This is a genomic window from Streptomyces sp. NPDC107517 (assembly GCF_055582645.1).
Map to the genome: position 1 here is coordinate 606,708 of NZ_JBVJPM010000002.1, position 19,885 is coordinate 626,592.

Consider the following 19,885-nt stretch of genomic DNA (forward strand, 5'->3'; position numbering starts at 1 on the left):
CGTAAGCGGATGTACCACACCTGGATGCGGTATTTCACCCCCAGCCCGGCCCACCACCGCCTCGGCCTCGTCTGCCTCGGCGTCGGCCTCCAGCACGGCGCCCTGCCCACCGTCGGCCCCCGCACCCTCGACCACCACGTCGCCGTCGTCATCACCGCCGGACGCGGCTGGTACCAGGCCCCCGACGGCCGCCGCACCACCGTCACCGCACCCGCCCTCATCTGGGTCACCCCCGGCATCCCCCACCACTACGGGCCCGACCCCGACACCGGCTGGGACGAGTGCTTCGTCGACTTCACCGGCCCCGCCGCCACCACGTACACCGAACTCGGCTACATAGAGCCCGAACGCCCCGTCGTCCCCCTCTCCGACGCCGCCCACGCCCGCACCGCCGTCGGCCGCATCGCCCGCGCCGCCCGCCGCGGCAACCCCCTGCTCGAGGTCGAGACCGCCGCCGCCGTCCACGAACTCCTCGTCGCCCTGCGCCGCGCCCGCGCCGACATGTCCCCCGACGGCGACCCCGTCCTCCAGTCCCTCGCCCGCGACGCCTTCCAGCCCCTGTCCGTCGCCGAACACGCCGCCCGCCACGGCATGACCCCCGCCGAACTGCGCACCGCCGTACGCCGCGGCGCGGGCTGCAGCCCCAAGGACTACCTCCTCGGCATCCGCCTCGGCCGCGCCAAAGAACTCCTCGCCGCCACCGAACTCCCCGTCGCCGCCGTCGCCCGCCGCGTCGGCTACGACGACCCCGCCTACTTCTCCCGCCTGTTCACCCGCCGCGTCGGCACCGCGCCCGTCCGCTTCCGCGAACAACAGGGCCGCACCGTCCCCGGCGGCTGGTCGCACACGGTCCCCGACCCCGACCACCCGCCGATGCTGCGCTCCCCGGGCCCCACGATCGAGCGCCCCCGCGCCACGTAGGGTTTCCTCCCATGACCAACAGCAACGCCGCGGACTCCGTGGACTCCGCCGTCCGCGCCGAACTCGCCCGCCTGCGCGACAGCATCGACAACATCGACGCCGCCGTCGTCCACATGCTCGCCGAACGCTTCAAATGCACCCAGCAGGTCGGCCACCTCAAAGCCGAACACGCCCTGCCCCCGGCCGACCCCTCCCGCGAAGCCAGCCAGATCACCCGCCTGCGCCAGCTCGCCGAGAGCGCCAAACTCGACCCCGCGTTCGCCGAGAAGCTCCTCAACTTCATCATTTCCGAAGTGATCCGCCACCACGAGCAGATCGCCGCCAGTTCAAGCCCCTCCGGCGATTGAGGAGCGGGGCCCGGGGCAGAGCCCCGAGACGGTGACGCCGACGCCGGGCAAGGTCCTGTCAGAGGACGCCCCCGGGCCACCTGTCCCCTGCCGGAGGCGTGCGGCAGCATGTCCCCATGTCCGTACTGACGCGCGACGAAGCGCAGACCCGAGCCCAGCTCATCGACGTCCAGAGGTACGAGATCGACCTCGATCTCACCCGCGGAGCCGACACCTTCGACTCCACCACCGTCATCGGCTTCACCACCCGCACGGCCGGAGACACCTTCGTCGAGGTCAGGCCCGCCGCCCTGCGATCCGTCACCCTCGACGGACAGCCCCTGGACCCCGCCGCACTCGACGACAACCGGCTCCCCCTCACCGGACTCACCCCCGGCCCCCACGAACTGCGCGTCGAAGCCGCCATGGCCTACTCGCACACCGGCGAAGGCATGCACCGCTTCACCGACCCCGCCGACGGCGAGACGTACGTCTACACGCAGCTGTTCATGGAAGACGTCCAGCGCGTCTTCGCCGCCTTCGACCAGCCCGACCTGAAGGCCGTGTTCGACCTCACCGTCACCGCCCCCGACGGCTGCACCGTCCTCGCCAACAGCGTCACCGAGCACCTGGGAGAGGGAAAGTGGCGGGCCGCCACCACCCCGCTGCTCTCCACCTACCTCGTCGCCGTCGCCGCCGGACCCTGGCACTCCGTACGCACCGAGCACCGCGGCCTGCCCTTCGGCCTGCACTGCCGCCGTTCCCTCGCCCCCCACCTCGACGCCGACGCCGAGGAAATCCTCGACATCACCCGCGCCTGCTACGACCGCTACCACGAGAAGTTCGAGGAGCCCTACCCCTTCGACTCCTACGACCAGGCGTTCGTCCCCGAGTTCAACGCCGGCGCCATGGAGAACCCCGGACTCGTCACCTTCCGCGACGAGTTCGTCCACCGCTCCGCCGTCACCGACACCGAACGCCAGACCCGCGCCATGGTCATCGCCCACGAAATGGCCCACATGTGGTTCGGCGACCTCGTCACCCTCCAATGGTGGGACGACATCTGGCTCAACGAGTCCTTCGCCGAATACATGGGCTACCAGACCCTCACCGAAGCCACCCGCTTCAAGGACACCTGGGTCGACTTCGGAGTGTCCCGCAAGGCCTGGGGATACGACGCCGACCAGCGCCCCTCCACCCACCCCGTCGCCCCCGACGCGGTCCCCGACACCGCGTCCGCCCTGCTCAACTTCGACGGCATCTCCTACGCCAAGGGAGCCTCCGCACTACGGCAGTTGGTCGCCTGGCTGGGCGAGAAGGACTTCCTCGCCGGGATCAACACCCACTTCCAGCGCCACAAGTTCGCCAACGCCACCCTCGCCGACTTCATCGCCTCCCTCGCCCACCACACGGACCGCGACGTCCACGCCTGGGCCGACACCTGGCTGCGCACCACCGGCGTCGACACCCTCACCGCCACCGTCACCGAACACCCGGGGCAGGCAGAACTCACCCTCACCCGCGACGGCAGCCGCCCCCACCGCATCACCGTCGGCGTCTACGACCGCGACCTCATCGACGGCGCCACCCTCGTCCGCCGCGAACTGACCGACCTCGACATCTCCGACACCCCCGCCGAAGGCGAACACCGCCTCCACGGACCCCGCCCCGCCCTCGTCGTCCCCAACGACCAGGACCTCACCTACGCCAAGATCCGCCTCGACCCCCACTCCGAGGAAACCACCCTGCGCGGCCTGTCCCGCGTCCCCGACCCCCTCACCCGCGCCGTCCTGTGGAACTGCCTGCGCGACATGGTCCGCGACGGCGAACTCGAACCCCTCACCTACCTCGAAGCCGCCCGCGCCCACCTCCCCGCCGAAACCGAACTCGCCAACGTCCAAGGCGTCCTCGCCTTCGCCCGCACCCAGGTCGCCGACCGCTGCACCACCCCCGCCGAACGCCCCGACGCACTCGCCCTCCTCACCGACCTGTGCACCGACCTCATCCGCCGCACCGAGGACGGCAGCAACCCCGGCCTGCGCCTCACCGCCGTACGCACCCTCATCGACAGCGCCGCACACGCCGACACCATCCGCGACTGGTACGACAGCGGCAGCGTCCCCGGCGGCCCCGAACTCGACCCCGAACTGCGCTGGCGCATCCTCGGCCGCCTCTGCGTACTCGGCGCCGTCGACGACGCCGTCATCGAGGCCGAACTCACCCAGGACCCCAGCGCCACCGGCCAGGAAGGCGCCGCCCGCTGCCGCGCGGCCCTGCCCGACCCCGACGCCAAACGCGCCGCCTGGGACGCCATGTTCACCACCGACGAACTCTCCAACTACCTCTTCACCGCCACCGCCCAGGGCTTCTGGCAACCCGAACAGAGCGACCTCCTGCACCCCTACGTCGCCCGCTACTTCCCTGACGCCGTAGCCGTCGCCCACCGCCGTGGCCCCGCCGTCGCCGACGCCGCGGGACGCTGGGCCTTCCCCGCCCACGCCGTCGACACCCACACCCTCGCCCTCGGTGCATCGTGCCTCCAGGACGACGACCCCATCCCCGCCCTGCGCCGCAAACTCGCCGACCAACTCGACGACCTCGCCCGCGCCTTGAAGATCAGGACGGCCACCACCGCCCACTAGCACCGGAGCGTACGGGGTCCGGCAGCCCCGGACCCCGTACCACCAACCACCCCGTCACCGCCCAATCCCCGCACGGCAGTACCACTTTCGGGTTCCGATCGTTGTGACCAACGGGCACGCCACCGCCACCGCAGACAGGCTGGAGGCCCCACCCGCACACCCGAAGGACACCGCCATGAGCAACCCGCCGCCCCTCGCCGGAGGCCCCCAAGGCCCCCAAGCCCTGAGGCCGTTGCTCGACACCGTCCTCGACGCCCTCCACGACGGAGCCACCGCCCGAGGCGGCCCCCTCCCCGCCGGCGGCCCCCGCACCGTCACCGCCCGCCTGCGCGAACTCACCGGCGACCCCCTGCCCCACCACGGCACCGGCCCCGACACCGCGCTGCGCACCCTCGTACAGGCCCTCGCCGAAGGCGCCGCCGACCCCGCCGACCCCCTGTGCGCGGCCCACCTCCACTGCCCGCCCCTCGCCCTCGCCACCGCAGCCGACCTCGCCGCCTCGGCCCTCAACCCCTCCATGGACTCCTGGGACCAGGCCCCCGCGGCCTCCGCCCTCGAAACCCTCGTCACCGACGCACTCGCCCACGAGGTCTACGGCGACACGAACCACACCGACCGGCCCGCACAACCGGGCCGGCCCGGCCACCCCCAGGCCCTGGTCACCACCGGCGGCACCGAGGCCAACCAGCTCGCCGTCCTCCTCGCCCGCGAAGCCCACGCCTCCGCGGGCCCCCTCCAGCTCATCACCGGCGCAGGCGCCCACCACTCCCTGCCCCGCGCAGCCTGGCTCCTCGGACTCCCCGACCCCGTCACCGTGCCCGCCCCCACCGGCACCCTCGACCCGGCCGCCCTCGACGAAGCCCTCACCGACCTGCCAGGACCCAAACTCGTCGCCGCCACCGCCGGCACCACCGACGCAGGACTCATCGACCCCCTCCCGGAGATCGCCGACGTCTGCGAAGCCCACGGCGCCCGCCTCCACATCGACGCCGCGTACGGCGCCGGACTCCTCTTCAGCCCCACCCGCCGCACCCGGCTCACCGGCCTCGACCGCGCCACCACCGTCGCCCTCGACCTGCACAAACTCGGCTGGCAGCCCATCGCCGCCGGCCTCCTCGCCGTACGCGACCCCGCCGACCTCGCCCCCCTCACCCACCACGCCGACTACCTCAACGCGGACGACGACACCGAAGCCGGCCTGCCCGACCTCCTCGGCCGCTCCCTGCGCACCACCCGGCGCCCCGACATCCTCAAGATCGCCGTCACCCTCAAAGCCCTCGGCCGCACCGGACTCGGCGCCCTCGTCGACCAAGTCTGCGACCAGGCACAGGAGTTCGCCGCCACCCTCCACGCCCACCCCGGCTTCGACCTCTACGACACCCCCACCCTCAGCACCGTCCTCTTCCGCCCCCACGGCGCGTCCGACGAACACATCGCCCACATCCGCCGCACCCTCCTCACCCAAGGCCGCGCCGTACTCGGCCGCGCCCGCATCGACGGCCGGCTCTGGCTCAAAGCCACCCTGCTCAACCCGCACACCCAGCCGGGCGACCTGGCCCAGCTGCTGAAACTGGTGGAAGGAAACACATCCCGATGACCACCGTGCCCACCGCCCCCACCCCCAGGACCCCGCACCCCGAAGCACCCCGCGACCTCGTCGGCATCGGCATCGGCCCCTTCAACCTCTCCCTCGCCGCCCTCGCCCACCCCCTCACCGAACTCGACACCGCCTTCTACGAACAACGCCCCGCCTTCCACTGGCACCCCGGCCTCCTCATCGACGGCGCCACCCTCCAAGTCCCCTTCCTCGCCGACCTCGTCACCCTCGCCGACCCCGCAAGCCCCTGGTCCTTCCTCAACTACCTCAAAACCCGCGACCGCCTCTTCCCCTTCTACTTCGCCGAGCGCTTCCACATCCAGCGCGCCGAATACGACGCCTACTGCCGCTGGGTCAGCGAAAACCTCCCCGGACTCCACTTCGGCCACCAGGTCGACGCCGTCCGCTGGAACCCCGAACACCGCCTCTTCGAAGTCGACTTCACCCAGCTCGACACCGAAGGCGAAGCCGAAGCACTCGGCCGCACCTACACCAGGAACGTCGTACTCGGCGTCGGCACCGCCCCCTACATCCCCGAACCCCTGCGCCCCCTCGCCGAAGCCCCCACCGTCCCCGTCATCCACTCCGCCGACTACCTCACCCACCGCACCGAACTCCTCGCCGCCGAACACGTCACCGTCATCGGATCAGGCCAGTCCGGCGCCGAAATCTTCCTCGACCTCCTCAAGAACCGCCCCCAAGGACGCGAAAAGCTCCACTGGCTCGCCCGCAGCGAAGCCTTCGCCCCCATGGAGTACTCCAAGCTCGGCCTCGAACACTTCACCCCCGACTACACCCGCTACTTCCACCACCTGCCCGAAGGCGTACGCGACGGACTCGTCCCCGCCCAATGGCAGCTCCACAAAGGCATCGACGCCGAAACCATCGCCGCCATCCACGACGAGCTCTACCTGCGCACCCTCCACGGCGGCTGGCCCGAAGCCACCCTCACCCCCGGCGTCCATGTCCGCACCGCCGGCCGCGTCGCCACCACCAAAGTCGAACTCCACCTCGAACACCGCCAGCAGAACACCCGCTCCCGCCTCACCACCGACGCCGTCGTCCTCGCCACCGGCTACCGCGAACGCCCCCTCGACCACATGCTCACCGGCCTTGCCCCCCACCTCCGCCGCGACCACAACGAACGCCCCCGCATCGACGAACAGTTCCGCCTCGTCCTCGACCCCACCGTCACCGACGCCGGCAGCAACATCTACGTACAGAACGCCGAACGCCACACCCACGGAGTCGGCGCCCCCGACCTCGGCCTCGCCGCCTGGCGCAGCGCCACCATCCTCAACACCCTCACGGGCAAGGACCCCTACCCCCTCCCGCAGCGCACCGCCTTCACCACCTTCGGCCTCACCCCCAACGAAAACCGCGCCCCCCGGACCCAGTCCGGAGAACGCGGCAACACCCATCTCATCGAGCTCAAGAACTAGAACACGGGCGTACCGTCCCGCGTCAGCCGCCAGTCCACCGAAGCGAACTCCGCCGGGTCCAGGGTGCCCTTCGCGGTCACCCACTCGGTGATCCGCGTACGGATCTCCGTCGACTCCGACCACAGCTCCTGCGCCGACGCCACATGCGGGAACGCCCCGCCACCGTTCGCCCGGTAGTTGTTCACCGCGAACACGAACTTCTGCGCGTCATCCAGCGCCGCACCCTGATACGCCAGGTTCTTGATCCGCGAACCCGCCGCCTGCGCGACGTCGATGTCGTACGAAAGCCCCGACACATAGTCGTAGTTGTAGTCCGGCCGGTTGTTCGCGTTCGTCAGCTTCTCCACATCCACGACCGCGCCCGCCGCCGTCTGCACGAAGTACTCCGCCGAGAACTCCAGGTACGCCCGCACCTGCGCACCCGTCATCAACTTCGCGACCAGCGTGTTGTCGTACACATACAGACCCGACAGATCCCGGATCGTCACCTCACCCGCCGGAATCGACGACGTCCGCGAGAACGGCGAAGCCTGCGAGAGGACCGGCAGCGACGCGTACTCCGTCGACGCCAGCGCCTTCCTCACCACATCCGCCTGCACCGTGTTGATCAGATCGATGATCGGCGCGTCCTTGTACCGCGCGTCGACCGTCGTCAGCTCCACCGTCGCCCGGCCCACCACCTGATTGACGTACTTCACCACCGCGGCATGCTCGTCCTGCAGCAGCTTCGTGATCTTCGGATCGTCCGCCACCGTCTTCGAGTCACGCAGCGACGCCTTCACGGACTCGACCGACCAACGCCCCTTCTCCCACACCAGATCGAAGTCGAACAGCGTCAGCCGCTCCGCGTAACACAGCGGCTCCGACAGCACGACCGCCCTGCCCGTCTCCTCATTCGTCACCAGCTGCTGCGGAATCTCCACATGCGCATGCCCCACGAGAATCGCGTCGATCCCCGGCACCAGCCGCGCCACATTCGCCGCCGCGTTCTCCACATACGGAACCTGATCCCCGTACGACGACGTACCCGAAGCCCCCGAATGCGCCGACACGATCACCACGTCCGCACCCATCGACCGCAGCTTCGGCACCCACTTCGCGGCCTGCTCCTCAAGCCCGGGGAACTTCAACACGCCTTGCACATACGCCTTGTCCCAGATCGCGATCCCCGGATTCGTCAGCCCGAGCACCGCCACCTTCACATCCCTGCCGTGCGGAGTGCGCAGCCGCTTCATGAAATACGGCGGGAACGCCGGCTTCTCCGTCTTCGCATCCACGGCGTTCGCACCCAGCAACGGGAAGTCACACTGCGACTCGAACTTACGCAGCGTCTCGATCCCGTAGTTGAACTCGTGGTTCCCCAGAGCCACCGCGTCATAACCGATCGAATTCATCGCCTGAGCCATCGGATGCACCGGACCACCCTTCGCGGTGATCGGATCCACCTTCGCGAAGTAGTACGTCAAAGGCGTCCCCTGGATCGTGTCACCCGCGTCGATCAGCAGCGTGTTCCGCCGGCCCCGCTCCGCACGAATCTCCTCCACCAGCGTCGAGATCCGCGACAGACCCATCGCGTTGCCCGCCGGATCCGAGTACTCCGCATCCTTGAAGTAGTCCCAGTTGAAGACATGACCATGCAGGTCCGTCGTCCCCATGACGGTGAACGAGTACCGCTTACGCCCCTTCGGCCGCCCCCCGCGCGCCTGCGCGGCCGGCGCCGACACAGCCCCGGTCAGCGCCACGGCCGCACCCGTAGCAGCGGACTTGCCCAGAAACTTCCTGCGATTCAACGGCATCTCAGATCCCCTCCGGCACCACTCGTCGACAGTTGCAACGCGCGTAGATTCTGGCCCCTCAACCCAACACGCAACAGACCCACGAGGTTTCAATCCGATGACTGTCCGATGCGCTGCTGCCACAGTGACCCCATGACCCCCGACGAGACGACACCCGGCCCACACCCCACCGCCACCCCCTACGGCACCCCCCAAGCCCCCCGCATCGCCGTCCGCGGCGAAGCCCGCATCGAGACCGACCCCGACCTCGCCCGCATCGGTATCACCCTCAACGCCCGCGGCACCGACCGCCGCGAAGCCCTCACCGACCTCACCCGCCGCAACACCACCACCCTCGACCTCATCAAGAGCTACGGAGAAGCCATCGAAAAAATCGAAACCGGCGCCTTCTCCATCACCCCCGAACTCACCCGCCACGGACGCACCGAACGCATCCGCGCCTACCACGGCCGCGTCCACATCACCGCCGAACTCAACGACTTCACCGCACTCGGCGAACTCACCACCCGCCTCGCCGACCAGGACCTCACCCGCATCGACGGCCCCTGGTGGTCCCTGCGCCCCGACTCACCCGTCCACCGCACCGCCCGCCAACAAGCAGTCCACGAAGCAGTCCAGCGCGCCCGCGAATACGCCGAAGCCCTCGGCACCCACCTCGCCGCCCTCATCGAACTCGCCGACACCGGAGCCGAAGACCCCGACCCCTACGGACCCGTCCCCGGCGCACCCCGCATGCGCATGGCCGCCTACGGCGGCACCCCCGACGACACCCCCGCACCCCTCGACCTCGAACCCCAGCGACAGACCGTCTACGCGAACGTCAACGCCCGATTCACCATGCACCCGCCCGAGCTGTAAAAACCCCGCCCCCCGAACACCCGCCGCACCGAAATAAATGCTCATCGGAGCACCCCCATGCACAATTCAACACTTGTCAATAACCCTTCACCTAAAGGTGGTTGGGTAGTCATACGCAGCCGATTCCCTACCCGCCGGTAAGCCCTAGGCTCGAACCATGCGCCGAGCAAAGATCGTCTGCACCCTGGGCCCAGCCACCGACTCGTACGAGCAGATCAAGGCACTCGTCGAAGCCGGAATGGACGTAGCACGCCTCAACCTCAGCCACGGCACCTACGCCGAACACGAGGAGCGCTACCACCACGTCCGAAAGGCCTCCGACGAAACCGGCCACAGCGTCGGAATCCTCGCCGACCTTCAAGGCCCGAAGATCAGACTCGGACGCTTCCGCGAAGGCCCCGTACTCCTTGAACGCGGCGACGAATTCACCATCACCGTCGAACCCCACGTCCAAGGCGACCGCCATACCTGCGGAACCACCTACGACGGCCTCGCCACCGACGTCACCACCGGCGAACGCATCCTCGTCGACGACGGAAAAGTCACCCTCGAAGTCACCGGCGTCGACGGCCCCCGCGTCCACACCACCGTCATCGAAGGCGGCATGGTCTCCGACCACAAAGGCCTCAACCTCCCCGGCGTAGCCGTCTCCGTCCCCGCACTCAGCGACAAGGACCAGGAAGACCTCCGCTGGGCCCTGCGCACCGGCGCCGACGTCATCGCCCTCTCCTTCGTCCGCAGCGGCCGCGACATCGAAGACGTCCACCGCATCATGGACGAGGAAGGACGCCGCCTCCCCGTCATCGCCAAAGTCGAAAAACCCCAGGCCGTCGACAACATCGACGACATCGTCGCCGCCTTCGACGGAATCATGGTCGCCCGCGGAGACCTCGGCGTCGAAATGCCACTCGAACAAGTCCCCATCGTCCAAAAGCGCGCCATCAAACTCGCCAAACGCAACGCCAAGCCGGTCATCGTCGCGACCCAAATGCTCGACTCGATGATCGACAACTCCCGCCCGACCAGGGCAGAAGCGAGCGACGTCGCCAACGCCGTCATCGACGGCACCGACGCCGTCATGCTCTCCGGCGAGACCAGCGTCGGCAAATACCCCATCGAAACGGTCCGCACCATGGGCCGCATCGTCGAAGCGGCCGAGGAAGACATCCTCGCCAAGGGCCTCCCGCCCCTCACCGAACGCAACAAACCCCGCACCCAAGGCGGAGCCGTCGCCCGCGCCGCAGCCGAAATGGGCGACTTCCTCGGCGCGAAATTCCTCGTGGCCTTCACCCAGTCCGGCGACACGGTCCGCCGCCTCTCCCGCTACCGCTCACCCATCCCGCTCCTGGCCTTCACCCCGACCCCGTCCACCCGCTCCCAGCTCAACCTCACCTGGGGCGTGGAGACCTTCCTCGGCCCCCACGTCGACTCCACCGACGCGATGGTCGACCAGGTCGACGAACTCCTCCTCCAGTACGGCCGCTGCCAGAGGGGCGACATCGTCGTCATCACGGCCGGCTCCCCGCCCGGAGTCTCCGGCTCCACCAACCTGGTCCGCGTCCACCACATCGGCGAGGACGACAGCCCGAAGTAGGGGGCGGGTCAGTATTTGGGGCCTATGTGGGTGTCCATGAGGGCGACTGAGGCTTTGCGGGCGATGGAGATGTTGCGATGGTTCGCCTGTTGCCACTCAACGCCCACTCTGTCCAGGGTGTCGGTGAAGAGCGTGATGATGTCGCCCGACAGGTTGGTGAAGAAGTACCGGGGGTATTCGTAGCGCTTGAGCTCGCCGGCGATGACCTTCTCGGTCCAATTGATGATCCGGCAGCCGTCGGAGTGGATGAGCCCGCGGATGAACTCCCACGGGTGGGCGTCGACGATCTCCTGTTGCCAGGGTTCCAGCACGATCTTCCGGTCGTGCTTCTTGCCGGGGCCGTGCTGGGGGAAGAGGCAGGGCCAGTGTTTGCTGGAGGCGGTGACTGCGACGCAGCCCGGCTTCTTGACGCGACACACACTGTTGTCGGGGCGGACGGATCGCATGGCCGCTTCGCAGGCGTCGACGAGACCCGGCCAGGCGTTGTCCATGAAGATGCGCAGGAAGTGGACGCCCCGTCGGTGTTCGTTGAGGCAGCCGTCGCCCAGATAGAGGCCCAACAGATAGGAGTACGCCGCTCGGTCCTCTGGCAGCCCTGGGGTGTCGGCGCATCTGGGGCAGGGAAGGCCCGAGCGCTTGCGCGGTTCGATGTCGACCTGCCAGGAGCGGATTGCGGCCCGGGAGACCCCGGTCTCCTTGCTCACCGAGTTCAGGCTGCCTCCCTGGGCGACCAGGGCCAGTACTCGCTTGCGTGTACTCATGTCGTACATGCGGCCACTCTGTGCGACTGGGCGACACGCCACGCAGCAAAAAGCGGATGTTCACGAGAACGTGAACATCCGCTAGCGTTCGCAACCTTCGAATCGAAGGAAAAGTGCCCCGAGTCGGATTCGAACCGACGCTGTCGGTGGTTTGAGCACCGTGTCTCTACCGCTGGACTACCGGGGCTTCCTCTAAAACAGAGGTTGGCGGTCACCCGCCGTGTCCCCACCTTATCGCAGCTAGGTACGCTCTTGGGAGCAGTACCCGTGCCCTGAACAAGGAGCTAACGTGACCGCCCCCGAGTCGCCCCAGCCCGTAGACGCGCCCGACGACGACCAGTCGCACGTCCCGCCGCTGACGACCCGTGTCGTCATCGCTGAGGACGAGGCTCTGATCCGCCTCGACCTCAAAGAGATGCTCGAGGAAGAGGGCTACACGGTCGTCGGTGAGGCCGGTGACGGTGAGCAGGCGGTCGAGCTGGCGCGTGAGCACAAGCCTGATCTGGTGATCCTTGATGTGAAGATGCCGAAGATGGATGGCATCTCGGCGGCGGAGAAGATCGCGGAGGAGTCGATTGCTCCGGTGCTGATGCTGACGGCGTTCTCGCAGCGCGATCTGGTGGAGCGGGCGCGGGACGCGGGTGCGATGGCGTATCTGGTGAAGCCGTTCAGCAAGAGTGATGTCGTTCCGGCCATTGAGATGGCGGTGTCGCGGTTCCAGGAGCTGAAGACGCTGGAGAACGAGGTCGCGGACCTTACTCTGCGGCTGGAGACGCGGAAGCTGGTGGACCGGGCGAAGTCGGTGTTGCAGACGGAGTACGGTCTGTCGGAGCCGGCGGCGTTCCGGTGGATTCAGAAGACGTCGATGGATCGTCGTCTGTCGATGCAGCAGGTTGCTGAGGCGGTTATTCAGGACGCTGAGGAGAAGAAGGCCGCGAAGGGCTGAGTTCTCCGTATTCGAACGAGATGTGGCTGAGGCCCGTGCCCCGAGTGGGGTACGGGCCTCAGCCGTATCTGTGTGCGGGTTCAGTCTTCGCCGAGGTAGGCCTTGCGGACGGATTCGTCGTGGAGGAGGTCCTGTCCGGTTCCGGAGAGGACGACGGAGCCGACTTCCATGACGTGGCCGTGGTCGGCGAGGGAGAGCGCGGCCTGGGCGTTCTGTTCGACCAGGAGGATGGTCGTGCCCTGGGACTTGAGTTCGGCGATGGTCGCCATGATCTTCTGCATCATGATCGGGGAGAGGCCCATGGAGGGTTCGTCGAGCATGAGCAGTTTGGGCTGGGACATGAGGGCGCGGCCCATGGCGAGCATTTGCTGTTCGCCGCCCGAGAGGGTTCCCGCGGCTTGCTTTCGGCGTTCGCCGAGGATGGGGAAGAGGTCGTAGGCGCGCTGGATGTCCTTCTCGATACCTGCCTTGTCGGAGCGGAGGAACGCTCCGAGTTGGAGGTTTTCCGCGATGGAGAGCCGGGGGAAGATGCGTCGGCCTTCGGGGGAGTGGGCGAGGCCCATGGCGACGATCTTGTGTGCGGGGATGCCGGTGAGGGGTTTCCCGTCGAAGGTGATTTTGCCGCTGAGGGGCTTGAGGAGCCCGGACAGGGTGCGCAGGGTGGTGGTTTTGCCGGCGCCGTTGGTGCCGATGAGGGTGACGACTTCGCCTTGTTGGACGCTGAAGGAGATTCCCTTGACGGCTTCGATTTTGCCGTAGGCGACCTTGAGGTCTTCTACTTCGAGGAGTGCGCTCACTGGTCGTCTCCTTCCGTGGCGTGTGCTTCCGCGGCTTGGACTGCGGCTGCGGCGGTGTCTTCGGGGGCGCCTTCGAAGGGTTCGCCGAGGTAGGCGGCGATGACGCGTTCGTCGCCCTGGACGACTTCGGAGGTGCCTTCGACGAGCTTTTCGCCTTGGACGAGGACGGCGACGCGGTCGCAGAGGTTGAAGATGAAGCGCATGTCGTGCTCGATGACGAGGACGGCGATGCCCTTGTCGCGGATGGCGAAGACGAGGTCTTCGGTGGCGCGTGTCTCTTGGGGGTTCATTCCGGCGGTCGGCTCGTCGAGGAGGAGCAGGCCGGGTTCGCTGGCGAGTGCGCGGGCGATTTCGAGCTTGCGCTGTTCGCCGTAGGGGAGGCTGCGGGCGAGGTGGTCCCGCTTGTGGGCGAGGCCGATGAACTCGAGGAGTTCCATGGCGCGTTCTTCGGAGGCGCGTTCGGCTTTCTTGAAGCCGGGGCCGCGCAGGAGTGCGGACCAGAGGCCTTCTTTTGTCCTGGTGTGGCGTCCGACGAGGACGTTTTCGAGGACGGTCATGTTGGCGAAGAGCCGGATGTTCTGGAAGGTGCGGGCCATGCCGGCTTTGGTGACCAGGTGGGGTTTGGGCGGGAGTGCGGTGCCCTTGTAGGAGACCTGGCCTTCGGTGGGGATGTAGAGGCCGGTGAGGCAGTTGAAGAAGGTGGTTTTGCCTGCGCCGTTGGGGCCGATGAGGCCGACGATTTCGCCGCTGTTGACGGTGAGGTCGACGGAGCGTACGGCGGTGAGTCCGCCGAAGCGCATGGTGACGCCTTTGGCTTCGAGGACGGCAGTGGTCGTGGTGGTGGTCATGCGGGTCACGCCCCTGCCTTGGTGGCGCCGACGGTGCTGTCGGGCAGGCTTTGTTGTTCTGGGATGTCGAGTTGGCCGGTCTCGTGGAATTCGAGTTGGCGGCGGCGGTTGGCGATGATGCCTTCGGGGCGGAAGCGCATGAGGATGACGAGTGCGATGCCGAAGGCGAGGAGCTCGTATTCCTTGAGGAAGGTGAGCTTTTCGGGGATGAGGTAGAGGAGCGAGGCGCCGAGGAGGGGGCCGCTGACGGTGCCCATGCCGCCGAGGACGACGGCGGCGAGGAGGAAGGCGCTGTTGGGGGGTGCGGCGCCGGCGAACTGGTAGGGGCTGGGGACGACGCTGTAGGTGACGTGGGCGCTGACGGTGCCGGCGAGGCCGGCGAGGGTGGCGCCGAGTGCGAAGGCGATGAGTTTGACGCGGAAGCCGTTGATGCCCATGGCGGTGGCGGCGGTTTCGTCTTCGCGGATGGCGATCCAGGAGCGGCCGATGCGGGAGTCGGCGGCGCGGGTGAAGACGAGGACGACGAGTGCCGTGATGAGGAGCATCAGGAAGAAGTAGTTGGCGAAGCGGCCGAGGGTGAAGCCGGCGACGTCGTGGCTGGCACCGAGGTTGAACCCGAAGATCTCGAGGTCGGGGATGGAGGCGATGCCGTTGGGGCCGTTGGTGATGTCGGGGCCCGAGCTGCCGTCCATGTTGTTGACGGCGATGCGGAAGATCTCTCCGAAGCCGAGGGTGACGATGGCGAGGTAGTCGCCGCGCAGTCGCAGGGTGGGGGCGCCGATGAGGACGCCGAAGACGAGGGAGGCTGCCATGCCGGTGAGGGCGGCGGCCCAGAAGGGGAACTGGACTCCGGAGAAGCGGGAGAACTCGGAGCCGGAGACGAGGGCGGCGGCGTAGGCGCCGACGCCGAGGAAGGCGACGTATCCGAGGTCGAGGAGTCCGGTGAGGCCGACGACGATGTTGAGGCCGAGGGCGACGGTGGCGAAGATCAGGATGTTGACGCCGAGGTTGGCGTTGTGGTCCTCGCTCTGGGTGAAGGGGAAGATCGCTGCGGCGAGGAAGGCGATGCCGGTGGCGAAGCCCTTGTTCTGGGCGCAGAGGGTGGAGAAGCGGTCGAGCTGTCCGGCGTGGACGAGGGCCCAGGCGACGAAGATGAGGAGGAGGACGAAGCCGATGAAGGTTTCGCTCTCTTCGTCGTTGATGCCGATGCCGTAGGTGAAGGCGATGAGGCCGAGGGTGATGCCGAGGGTCACGGTCAGCCGCTGTGCCCAGCCGGGGAGTTGGCCGGTGGGTGCGGGCTGGTCGGGCTTGGTGAGGTAGTCCTTGGCGGTGTCGCCGGGGCGGGGCAGGGCGAGGGCGCCGAGGACGGGGAGTGCGGAGGCGACGGCGGCGACGTAGGCGCCGGGGTCGAGGTTGGCGAGTCCGCCGAGTTCGACTGTGATGGCGATGGCCGCGTACCAGCAGACGGTGAAGCCGGCGAGGGTGGTGAGGAGGATCGGGGAGGTGGCGCCGGCGGGGTTGAGCCGGTGCAGTCCTCGTACGTTCCACAGGGGGAGGGCGAAGAGGAGGGTGACGAGTCCTGCGACGAGGGCGATGACCTGGAGGCCCGCGGGGTAGCCGTAGACGGTGAGGTCGCCGGGGAAGTCGGAGGTCCAGGTCCAGGACATGAAGGTGCTGGCGATGGTGCCGATGGCGCCGGTGGCGATGAGGATGCGGGCGGCGCCGGCGGGGAGGGCGATGAGTCCGCGGGCGGTCTCGGTCTTCTGTGTGGTCATGGGGATCACGCCCTGTCCGCGACGCGTTCGCCGAGCAGGCCTTGTGGCCGTAGCAGCAGTACGAGGATGAGGAGGACGAAGGCCCAGACGGAGGCCCAGCCCTGGCCGCCGAACTGTTCCATGCCGGGGATGTCGGAGATGTAGGCGGTGGCCATGGCTTCGGCGAGGCCGAGGACGACGCCGCCGAGCATGGCGCCGTAGATGTTGCCGATGCCGCCGAGGACGGCTGCGGTGAAGGCCTTGAGGCCGGCCTGGAAGCCCATGTCGTACTGGACGGAGCCGTACTTGAGGCCGTAGGCGACGCCGGCGACGGCGGCGAAGATGCCGCCGATGGCGAAGGCGATCACGATGATGCGGTTGGTGTCGATGCCCATGAGCTGGGAGGTGTCCGGGTCCTGGGCGGTGGCCTGCATGGCGCGGCCGGTGCGCGAGAGGCGGACGAAGAAGGCGAGGGCGGCCATGCACAGGGGGGCGGCGATGATCAGGAAGACGTCGCCGCTCTGGACGCGGATGTCGCCCAAGTGGAAGGGCCCGAAGGGGAGTTGCGGGAAGACGATGGCGTTCTTGGCGTCGGGGTACCAGTTGAAGACGGCCTGCTGGAGTGCGAGGGAGAGGCCGATCGCGGTGATGAGGGGGGCCAGGCGTGGCGCGCCGCGCAGTGGCCGGTACGCGAAGCGTTCGGCTCCGACGGCGATGAGGGTGGCGACGAGTGCGCCTCCGATGAGCATCGCCGGTAGGGCTATCCACATGGATATGCCGTCGGGGAGCGCGAGGTAGACCGTGAGTGCGCCGAAGCCGCCGGTCATGAAGATCTCGCCGTGGGCGAAGTTGATGAGCTGGACGATGCCGTACACCATCGTGTAGCCGATGGCGATCAGCCCGTACATCGAGCCGAGGAACAGCCCGTTGGCCAGCTGCTGCGGCAGGGTGTTCACCGCGTGGCCTCCATGGGTGGGGAGAGTGGGGCAGGAATATGGGTGGGGCCGCGCGGTGACGGGTCGTCGTGGCCGCGCGGCCCTGTGTGGTGCGTGCGGTGCGGGGTGGGTCAGCCGGCGTCGTAGGTGCCGCTCTTGACGGCCTTCCACTCGCCCTTGGTGACCTGGTAGACGGTGAGCTGCTTGTTGGTGGTGTCGCCGTACTCGTCGAAGGCGACGGGGCCGGCGATGCCGTCGAACTTGGTCTTCTGGACCTCTTCGACGACCTTGGCGCGGGCGTCGGAGGGGACCTTGCCGTCCTTCACGACGTTGCCGACGGCCTTGATGATGGCGGTCGCGGCGTCGTAGGAGTAGCCGCCGTAGGTGCCGTAGTCGCCGGGGTACTTCTTGGCCTTGTAGGTGGCGATGAAGTCCTTGGCGGCGGGCAGCGTGGTGACCGGGACGCCGACGGAGGTGACGAGGTCGCCCTCGGCGGCCTTTCCGGCGGTCTTGATGTAGGTCGGCGTGAACATGCCGTCACCGCCGAAGAGCGGGATCTTGGCGCCGGTGTCCTTGAGCTGCTTGGTGAGGATCTGCGACTCGTCGTACTGGCCGCCGTAGTAGAGCAGGTCGGCGCCGGAGTTCTTGATCTTGGTGACGAGGGTGGAGAAGTCCTTGTCACCGGTGTTCACGTGGTCGGTGCCGACGACCTTGCCGCCGGCCTTCTTGAAGCCCGCGGTGAAGAGCTTGGCGAGGCCGGCGCCGTAGGTCTGCTTGTCGTCTACGACGTAGACCTTCTTCTTCTTGAGCGTGTTGTACGCGTAGTCGGCCGCGAAGCCGCCCTGGAGGGCGTCGGTGGTGGCGGTGCGGAAGTACGACTTGTACTGGCGGCTCTTCGAGGTCTGCCAGTTCTTGCCCTGGGTGAGCTCGGGCGCCGTGTTGGAGGGCGAGATCTCGACGAGGTTGGCCGTCGCGAAGACCTGCTGCATGGAGGTGGCCACACCGGAGTTGAGGGGGCCGACGACTCCGAGGACTTCCTTGGTGCCGACGAGGGCGGTGGCGTTCTGCTGGCCGGTGGCGGGGACGGCCTTGTCGTCGAGCGCCTTCACCTTGAACGTGACGCCGGGAACGGTGTTCTTCTTGTTGGCGTCGTCGACGGCGATCTGGACGCCGTACTGGATACCGAGGCCGGTGGCGGAGTTCGCGCCGGTGAGCGGGGCGTCGACGCCGATGACGACGGTGGTCTTCTTGCCGCTGTCGCTGCCCTTGTTGTCGTCGCGCGATCCGCAGGCGGTGAGCGTGAGTGCTCCGGTGGTGAGCACGCTGGTCATGATGAGCAAGGAACGGTGTCGCACGATCAATCCTCTCCCTGGCGCGGCTCCCGCGGTTGGGGGCCGTGTGTCTCGCCGGGCCGTACTGGGGTGGTACAGGGCCGTGCAGCAGACGCGCCCGGCGGCGCGGTGACTGGCCGTGACTATAAGCGCAGGTGGGTGGGGTGGGGAGCTGAGGAGGGAAGGATGTGACGCTCTTGTTATGACGCGGTGCTCGTGGGCGGGTGCGGTGGGGGCGATCGGGCCTTGGGGGCAGGGGTGGCCGGCGCTCGTGTGTAGAGAACATGCTGTTCCGCTAAGGAACTTGAGGTGATCTTGGTCCTTACGGGCGGGAGTGTGCTGTCGGCGGGGCGGGTGCCGGGTGCTCCGGGTGGCGGTGGCTCGCGCTCCGCATTGCTCTGTTGCGGCAGAGGTAACCGAGTGTTACTTCCGTGTGAGGCCGGTTCGCGGTCCGCAGTGCCCGGTGCGCGGTCCGCAGGCGTCGTGCAGGTAGGTGGCGAGGTCGCGCGGGAAGGCGCCGCCGAAGAGGTAGCTGTGCTGCTGCTGTGCCTGACGGTTGCGCAGGCCGAGGTCGAGGTACGGCAGGGTGAAGCCGGGCGGCAGGGCGGTGCACTTGTATACGGAGATGCACACCGTGAGGAATTGCGGGGTGCCGCCCTTCACTGTCAGTGGCAGGGCGGGGGTGGCGTGGGCGGCCAATCCCGGGAGCCCGGCTCGTACTTGACGGATGATCACAGGGTGGGTGTCGCGCACGGAGACGGTGAAGCGGAAGGTGGCGGTGCGCGGGTGGTGCGGGTCCGGCGGGAGCGTTCCCTCGTAGTGCAGGAAGGTGACCTGGGAGGGCCAGGGGGTGGGGGTGGGTGCGGCCGGGGTGGTGGTGAGGGCGGTGTACGTGTAGGCGCCCGCGATGGCTGCGGCGGCGAGCGCGGCCTGCAGGGTGCGGCGCAGGCGCGGCGGAAGGGCTGCCCAACGCTCATGGAGGTGGGGGGAGTTGGGGGAGCCGGCCCACAGGGTGTCGGTGCGGGCGGGGGTGTGCGGGGTGCCGTCGCCGGAGGCGGGTTCCGGCTCGACGGGTCCGATGCCGGCCATGCTCCACGCTAGTGCGGAGGGGGCGGGTCCGCCAAGGTGGACGGGCGCAACTGGGGTGTGTGAGCGGCCGGTTGAGCCATGGGCCGGTGCGGTGGATGTCTGCGCTGTGGTGGCCGGCGGGGAGGCTTCGCGTGGGCCGAAAGCGCGTCGGCGGCGGCCGTGTGCCGTGCTGCCCGGCTCCCGTCCCCTGGTCGGCGTCTGCCCTGCCCGGCGTGGCGGCGGTGGCCGTCCGCGCCGGGAACGCGGCG

At 68.3% G+C, this 19,885-nt stretch carries 16 protein-coding genes and 1 tRNA gene; 8 read left to right on the plus strand and 9 right to left on the minus strand.

The genetic code is table 11. From position 1 onward, the window contains the following. Nucleotides 1-9: 9 nt before the first annotated feature. The 5 genes from ACZ67T_RS06500 (at nucleotide 10) to ACZ67T_RS06520 (ending at nucleotide 6,928) form a co-directional block, all read left to right on the plus strand. Nucleotides 10-921: a helix-turn-helix domain-containing protein gene (locus tag ACZ67T_RS06500; RefSeq protein WP_469981895.1), complete on the plus strand. Its 912-nt coding sequence runs from the start codon at nucleotides 10-12 to the stop codon at nucleotides 919-921. 11 nt (nucleotides 922-932) lie between these two features. Further along, nucleotides 933-1,268, plus strand: coding sequence for a chorismate mutase (locus ACZ67T_RS06505; RefSeq protein ID WP_469981897.1), 336 nt, complete (start codon nucleotides 933-935; stop codon nucleotides 1,266-1,268). A gap of 116 nt (nucleotides 1,269-1,384) precedes the next feature. Continuing rightward, the gene (pepN, locus tag ACZ67T_RS06510; RefSeq protein WP_469981898.1) at nucleotides 1,385-3,889 is read left to right on the plus strand and encodes an aminopeptidase N; all 2,505 of its coding nucleotides are present in this window, start codon (nucleotides 1,385-1,387) and stop codon (nucleotides 3,887-3,889) included. Nucleotides 3,890-4,064: 175 nt separating this feature from the next. After that, nucleotides 4,065-5,486 (plus strand): pyridoxal phosphate-dependent decarboxylase family protein, encoded by a 1,422-nt coding sequence (locus ACZ67T_RS06515; protein ID WP_469981900.1) that lies wholly within the window; start codon nucleotides 4,065-4,067, stop codon nucleotides 5,484-5,486. After that, on the plus strand, nucleotides 5,483-6,928 hold the full coding sequence (locus ACZ67T_RS06520) for a lysine N(6)-hydroxylase/L-ornithine N(5)-oxygenase family protein (protein ID WP_469981902.1): 1,446 nt from the start codon (nucleotides 5,483-5,485) through the stop codon (nucleotides 6,926-6,928). Before ACZ67T_RS06515 ends, ACZ67T_RS06520 begins: the two co-directional genes overlap by 4 nt. On the opposite strand, the gene ACZ67T_RS06525 is transcribed toward ACZ67T_RS06520, so the two are convergent. Beyond that, nucleotides 6,925-8,724, minus strand: a complete 1,800-nt coding sequence (locus ACZ67T_RS06525) for a bifunctional metallophosphatase/5'-nucleotidase (protein ID WP_469982287.1) — start codon at nucleotides 8,722-8,724, stop codon at nucleotides 6,925-6,927. The genes ACZ67T_RS06520 and ACZ67T_RS06525 overlap by 4 nt on opposite strands. A gap of 132 nt (nucleotides 8,725-8,856) precedes the next feature. On the opposite strand from ACZ67T_RS06525, the gene ACZ67T_RS06530 reads away from it, so the two are divergent. Together ACZ67T_RS06530 and pyk are read left to right on the plus strand one after the other, a co-directional pair. Continuing rightward, the gene (locus ACZ67T_RS06530) at nucleotides 8,857-9,582 is read left to right on the plus strand and encodes an SIMPL domain-containing protein (RefSeq protein WP_469981904.1); all 726 of its coding nucleotides are present in this window, start codon (nucleotides 8,857-8,859) and stop codon (nucleotides 9,580-9,582) included. 157 nt (nucleotides 9,583-9,739) lie between these two features. Then, complete coding sequence (gene pyk / locus ACZ67T_RS06535) at nucleotides 9,740-11,176, plus strand: pyruvate kinase (protein ID WP_469981905.1); 1,437 nt, start codon at nucleotides 9,740-9,742, stop codon at nucleotides 11,174-11,176. A gap of 8 nt (nucleotides 11,177-11,184) precedes the next feature. Here pyk and ACZ67T_RS06540 read toward each other — a convergent pair whose 3' ends face one another. After that, a complete protein-coding gene (locus ACZ67T_RS06540) occupies nucleotides 11,185-11,946 on the minus strand; it encodes a transcriptional regulator (protein ID WP_469981907.1) in 762 nt (253 codons plus the stop codon). A 105-nt stretch (nucleotides 11,947-12,051) separates the two neighbouring features. Next, nucleotides 12,052-12,124: transfer RNA gene (locus ACZ67T_RS06545), tRNA-Leu, on the minus strand. Nucleotides 12,125-12,226: 102 nt separating this feature from the next. On the opposite strand from ACZ67T_RS06545, the gene ACZ67T_RS06550 reads away from it, so the two are divergent. Further along, the gene (locus ACZ67T_RS06550) at nucleotides 12,227-12,883 is read left to right on the plus strand and encodes an ANTAR domain-containing response regulator (RefSeq protein WP_469981909.1); all 657 of its coding nucleotides are present in this window, start codon (nucleotides 12,227-12,229) and stop codon (nucleotides 12,881-12,883) included. Nucleotides 12,884-12,963: 80 nt separating this feature from the next. Here the strand turns inward: ACZ67T_RS06550 and ACZ67T_RS06555 are convergent, their stop codons facing one another. From ACZ67T_RS06555 to ACZ67T_RS06580, 6 genes are all read right to left on the minus strand, one after another. Next, nucleotides 12,964-13,680 (minus strand): ABC transporter ATP-binding protein, encoded by a 717-nt coding sequence (locus ACZ67T_RS06555; protein WP_469981911.1) that lies wholly within the window; start codon nucleotides 13,678-13,680, stop codon nucleotides 12,964-12,966. Further along, a complete protein-coding gene (locus tag ACZ67T_RS06560; RefSeq protein WP_469981912.1) occupies nucleotides 13,677-14,528 on the minus strand; it encodes an ABC transporter ATP-binding protein in 852 nt (283 codons plus the stop codon). The genes ACZ67T_RS06555 and ACZ67T_RS06560 overlap by 4 nt, the downstream gene beginning before the upstream one ends. 5 nt (nucleotides 14,529-14,533) lie before the next feature. Then, nucleotides 14,534-16,303 carry a branched-chain amino acid ABC transporter permease gene (locus tag ACZ67T_RS06565; protein ID WP_469981914.1) on the minus strand — a complete coding sequence of 590 codons (1,770 nt, stop codon included), beginning with the start codon at nucleotides 16,301-16,303 and terminating at the stop codon, nucleotides 14,534-14,536. 5 nt (nucleotides 16,304-16,308) lie between these two features. Further along, nucleotides 16,309-17,238 carry a branched-chain amino acid ABC transporter permease gene (locus tag ACZ67T_RS06570; protein WP_469981915.1) on the minus strand — a complete coding sequence of 310 codons (930 nt, stop codon included), beginning with the start codon at nucleotides 17,236-17,238 and terminating at the stop codon, nucleotides 16,309-16,311. Between the two features lie 110 nt (nucleotides 17,239-17,348). After that, the gene (locus ACZ67T_RS06575) at nucleotides 17,349-18,548 is read right to left on the minus strand and encodes a branched-chain amino acid ABC transporter substrate-binding protein (protein WP_469981917.1); all 1,200 of its coding nucleotides are present in this window, start codon (nucleotides 18,546-18,548) and stop codon (nucleotides 17,349-17,351) included. A 423-nt stretch (nucleotides 18,549-18,971) separates the two neighbouring features. After that, a complete protein-coding gene (locus ACZ67T_RS06580; protein WP_469981918.1) occupies nucleotides 18,972-19,637 on the minus strand; it encodes a hypothetical protein in 666 nt (221 codons plus the stop codon). Nucleotides 19,638-19,885 lie beyond the last annotated feature (248 nt).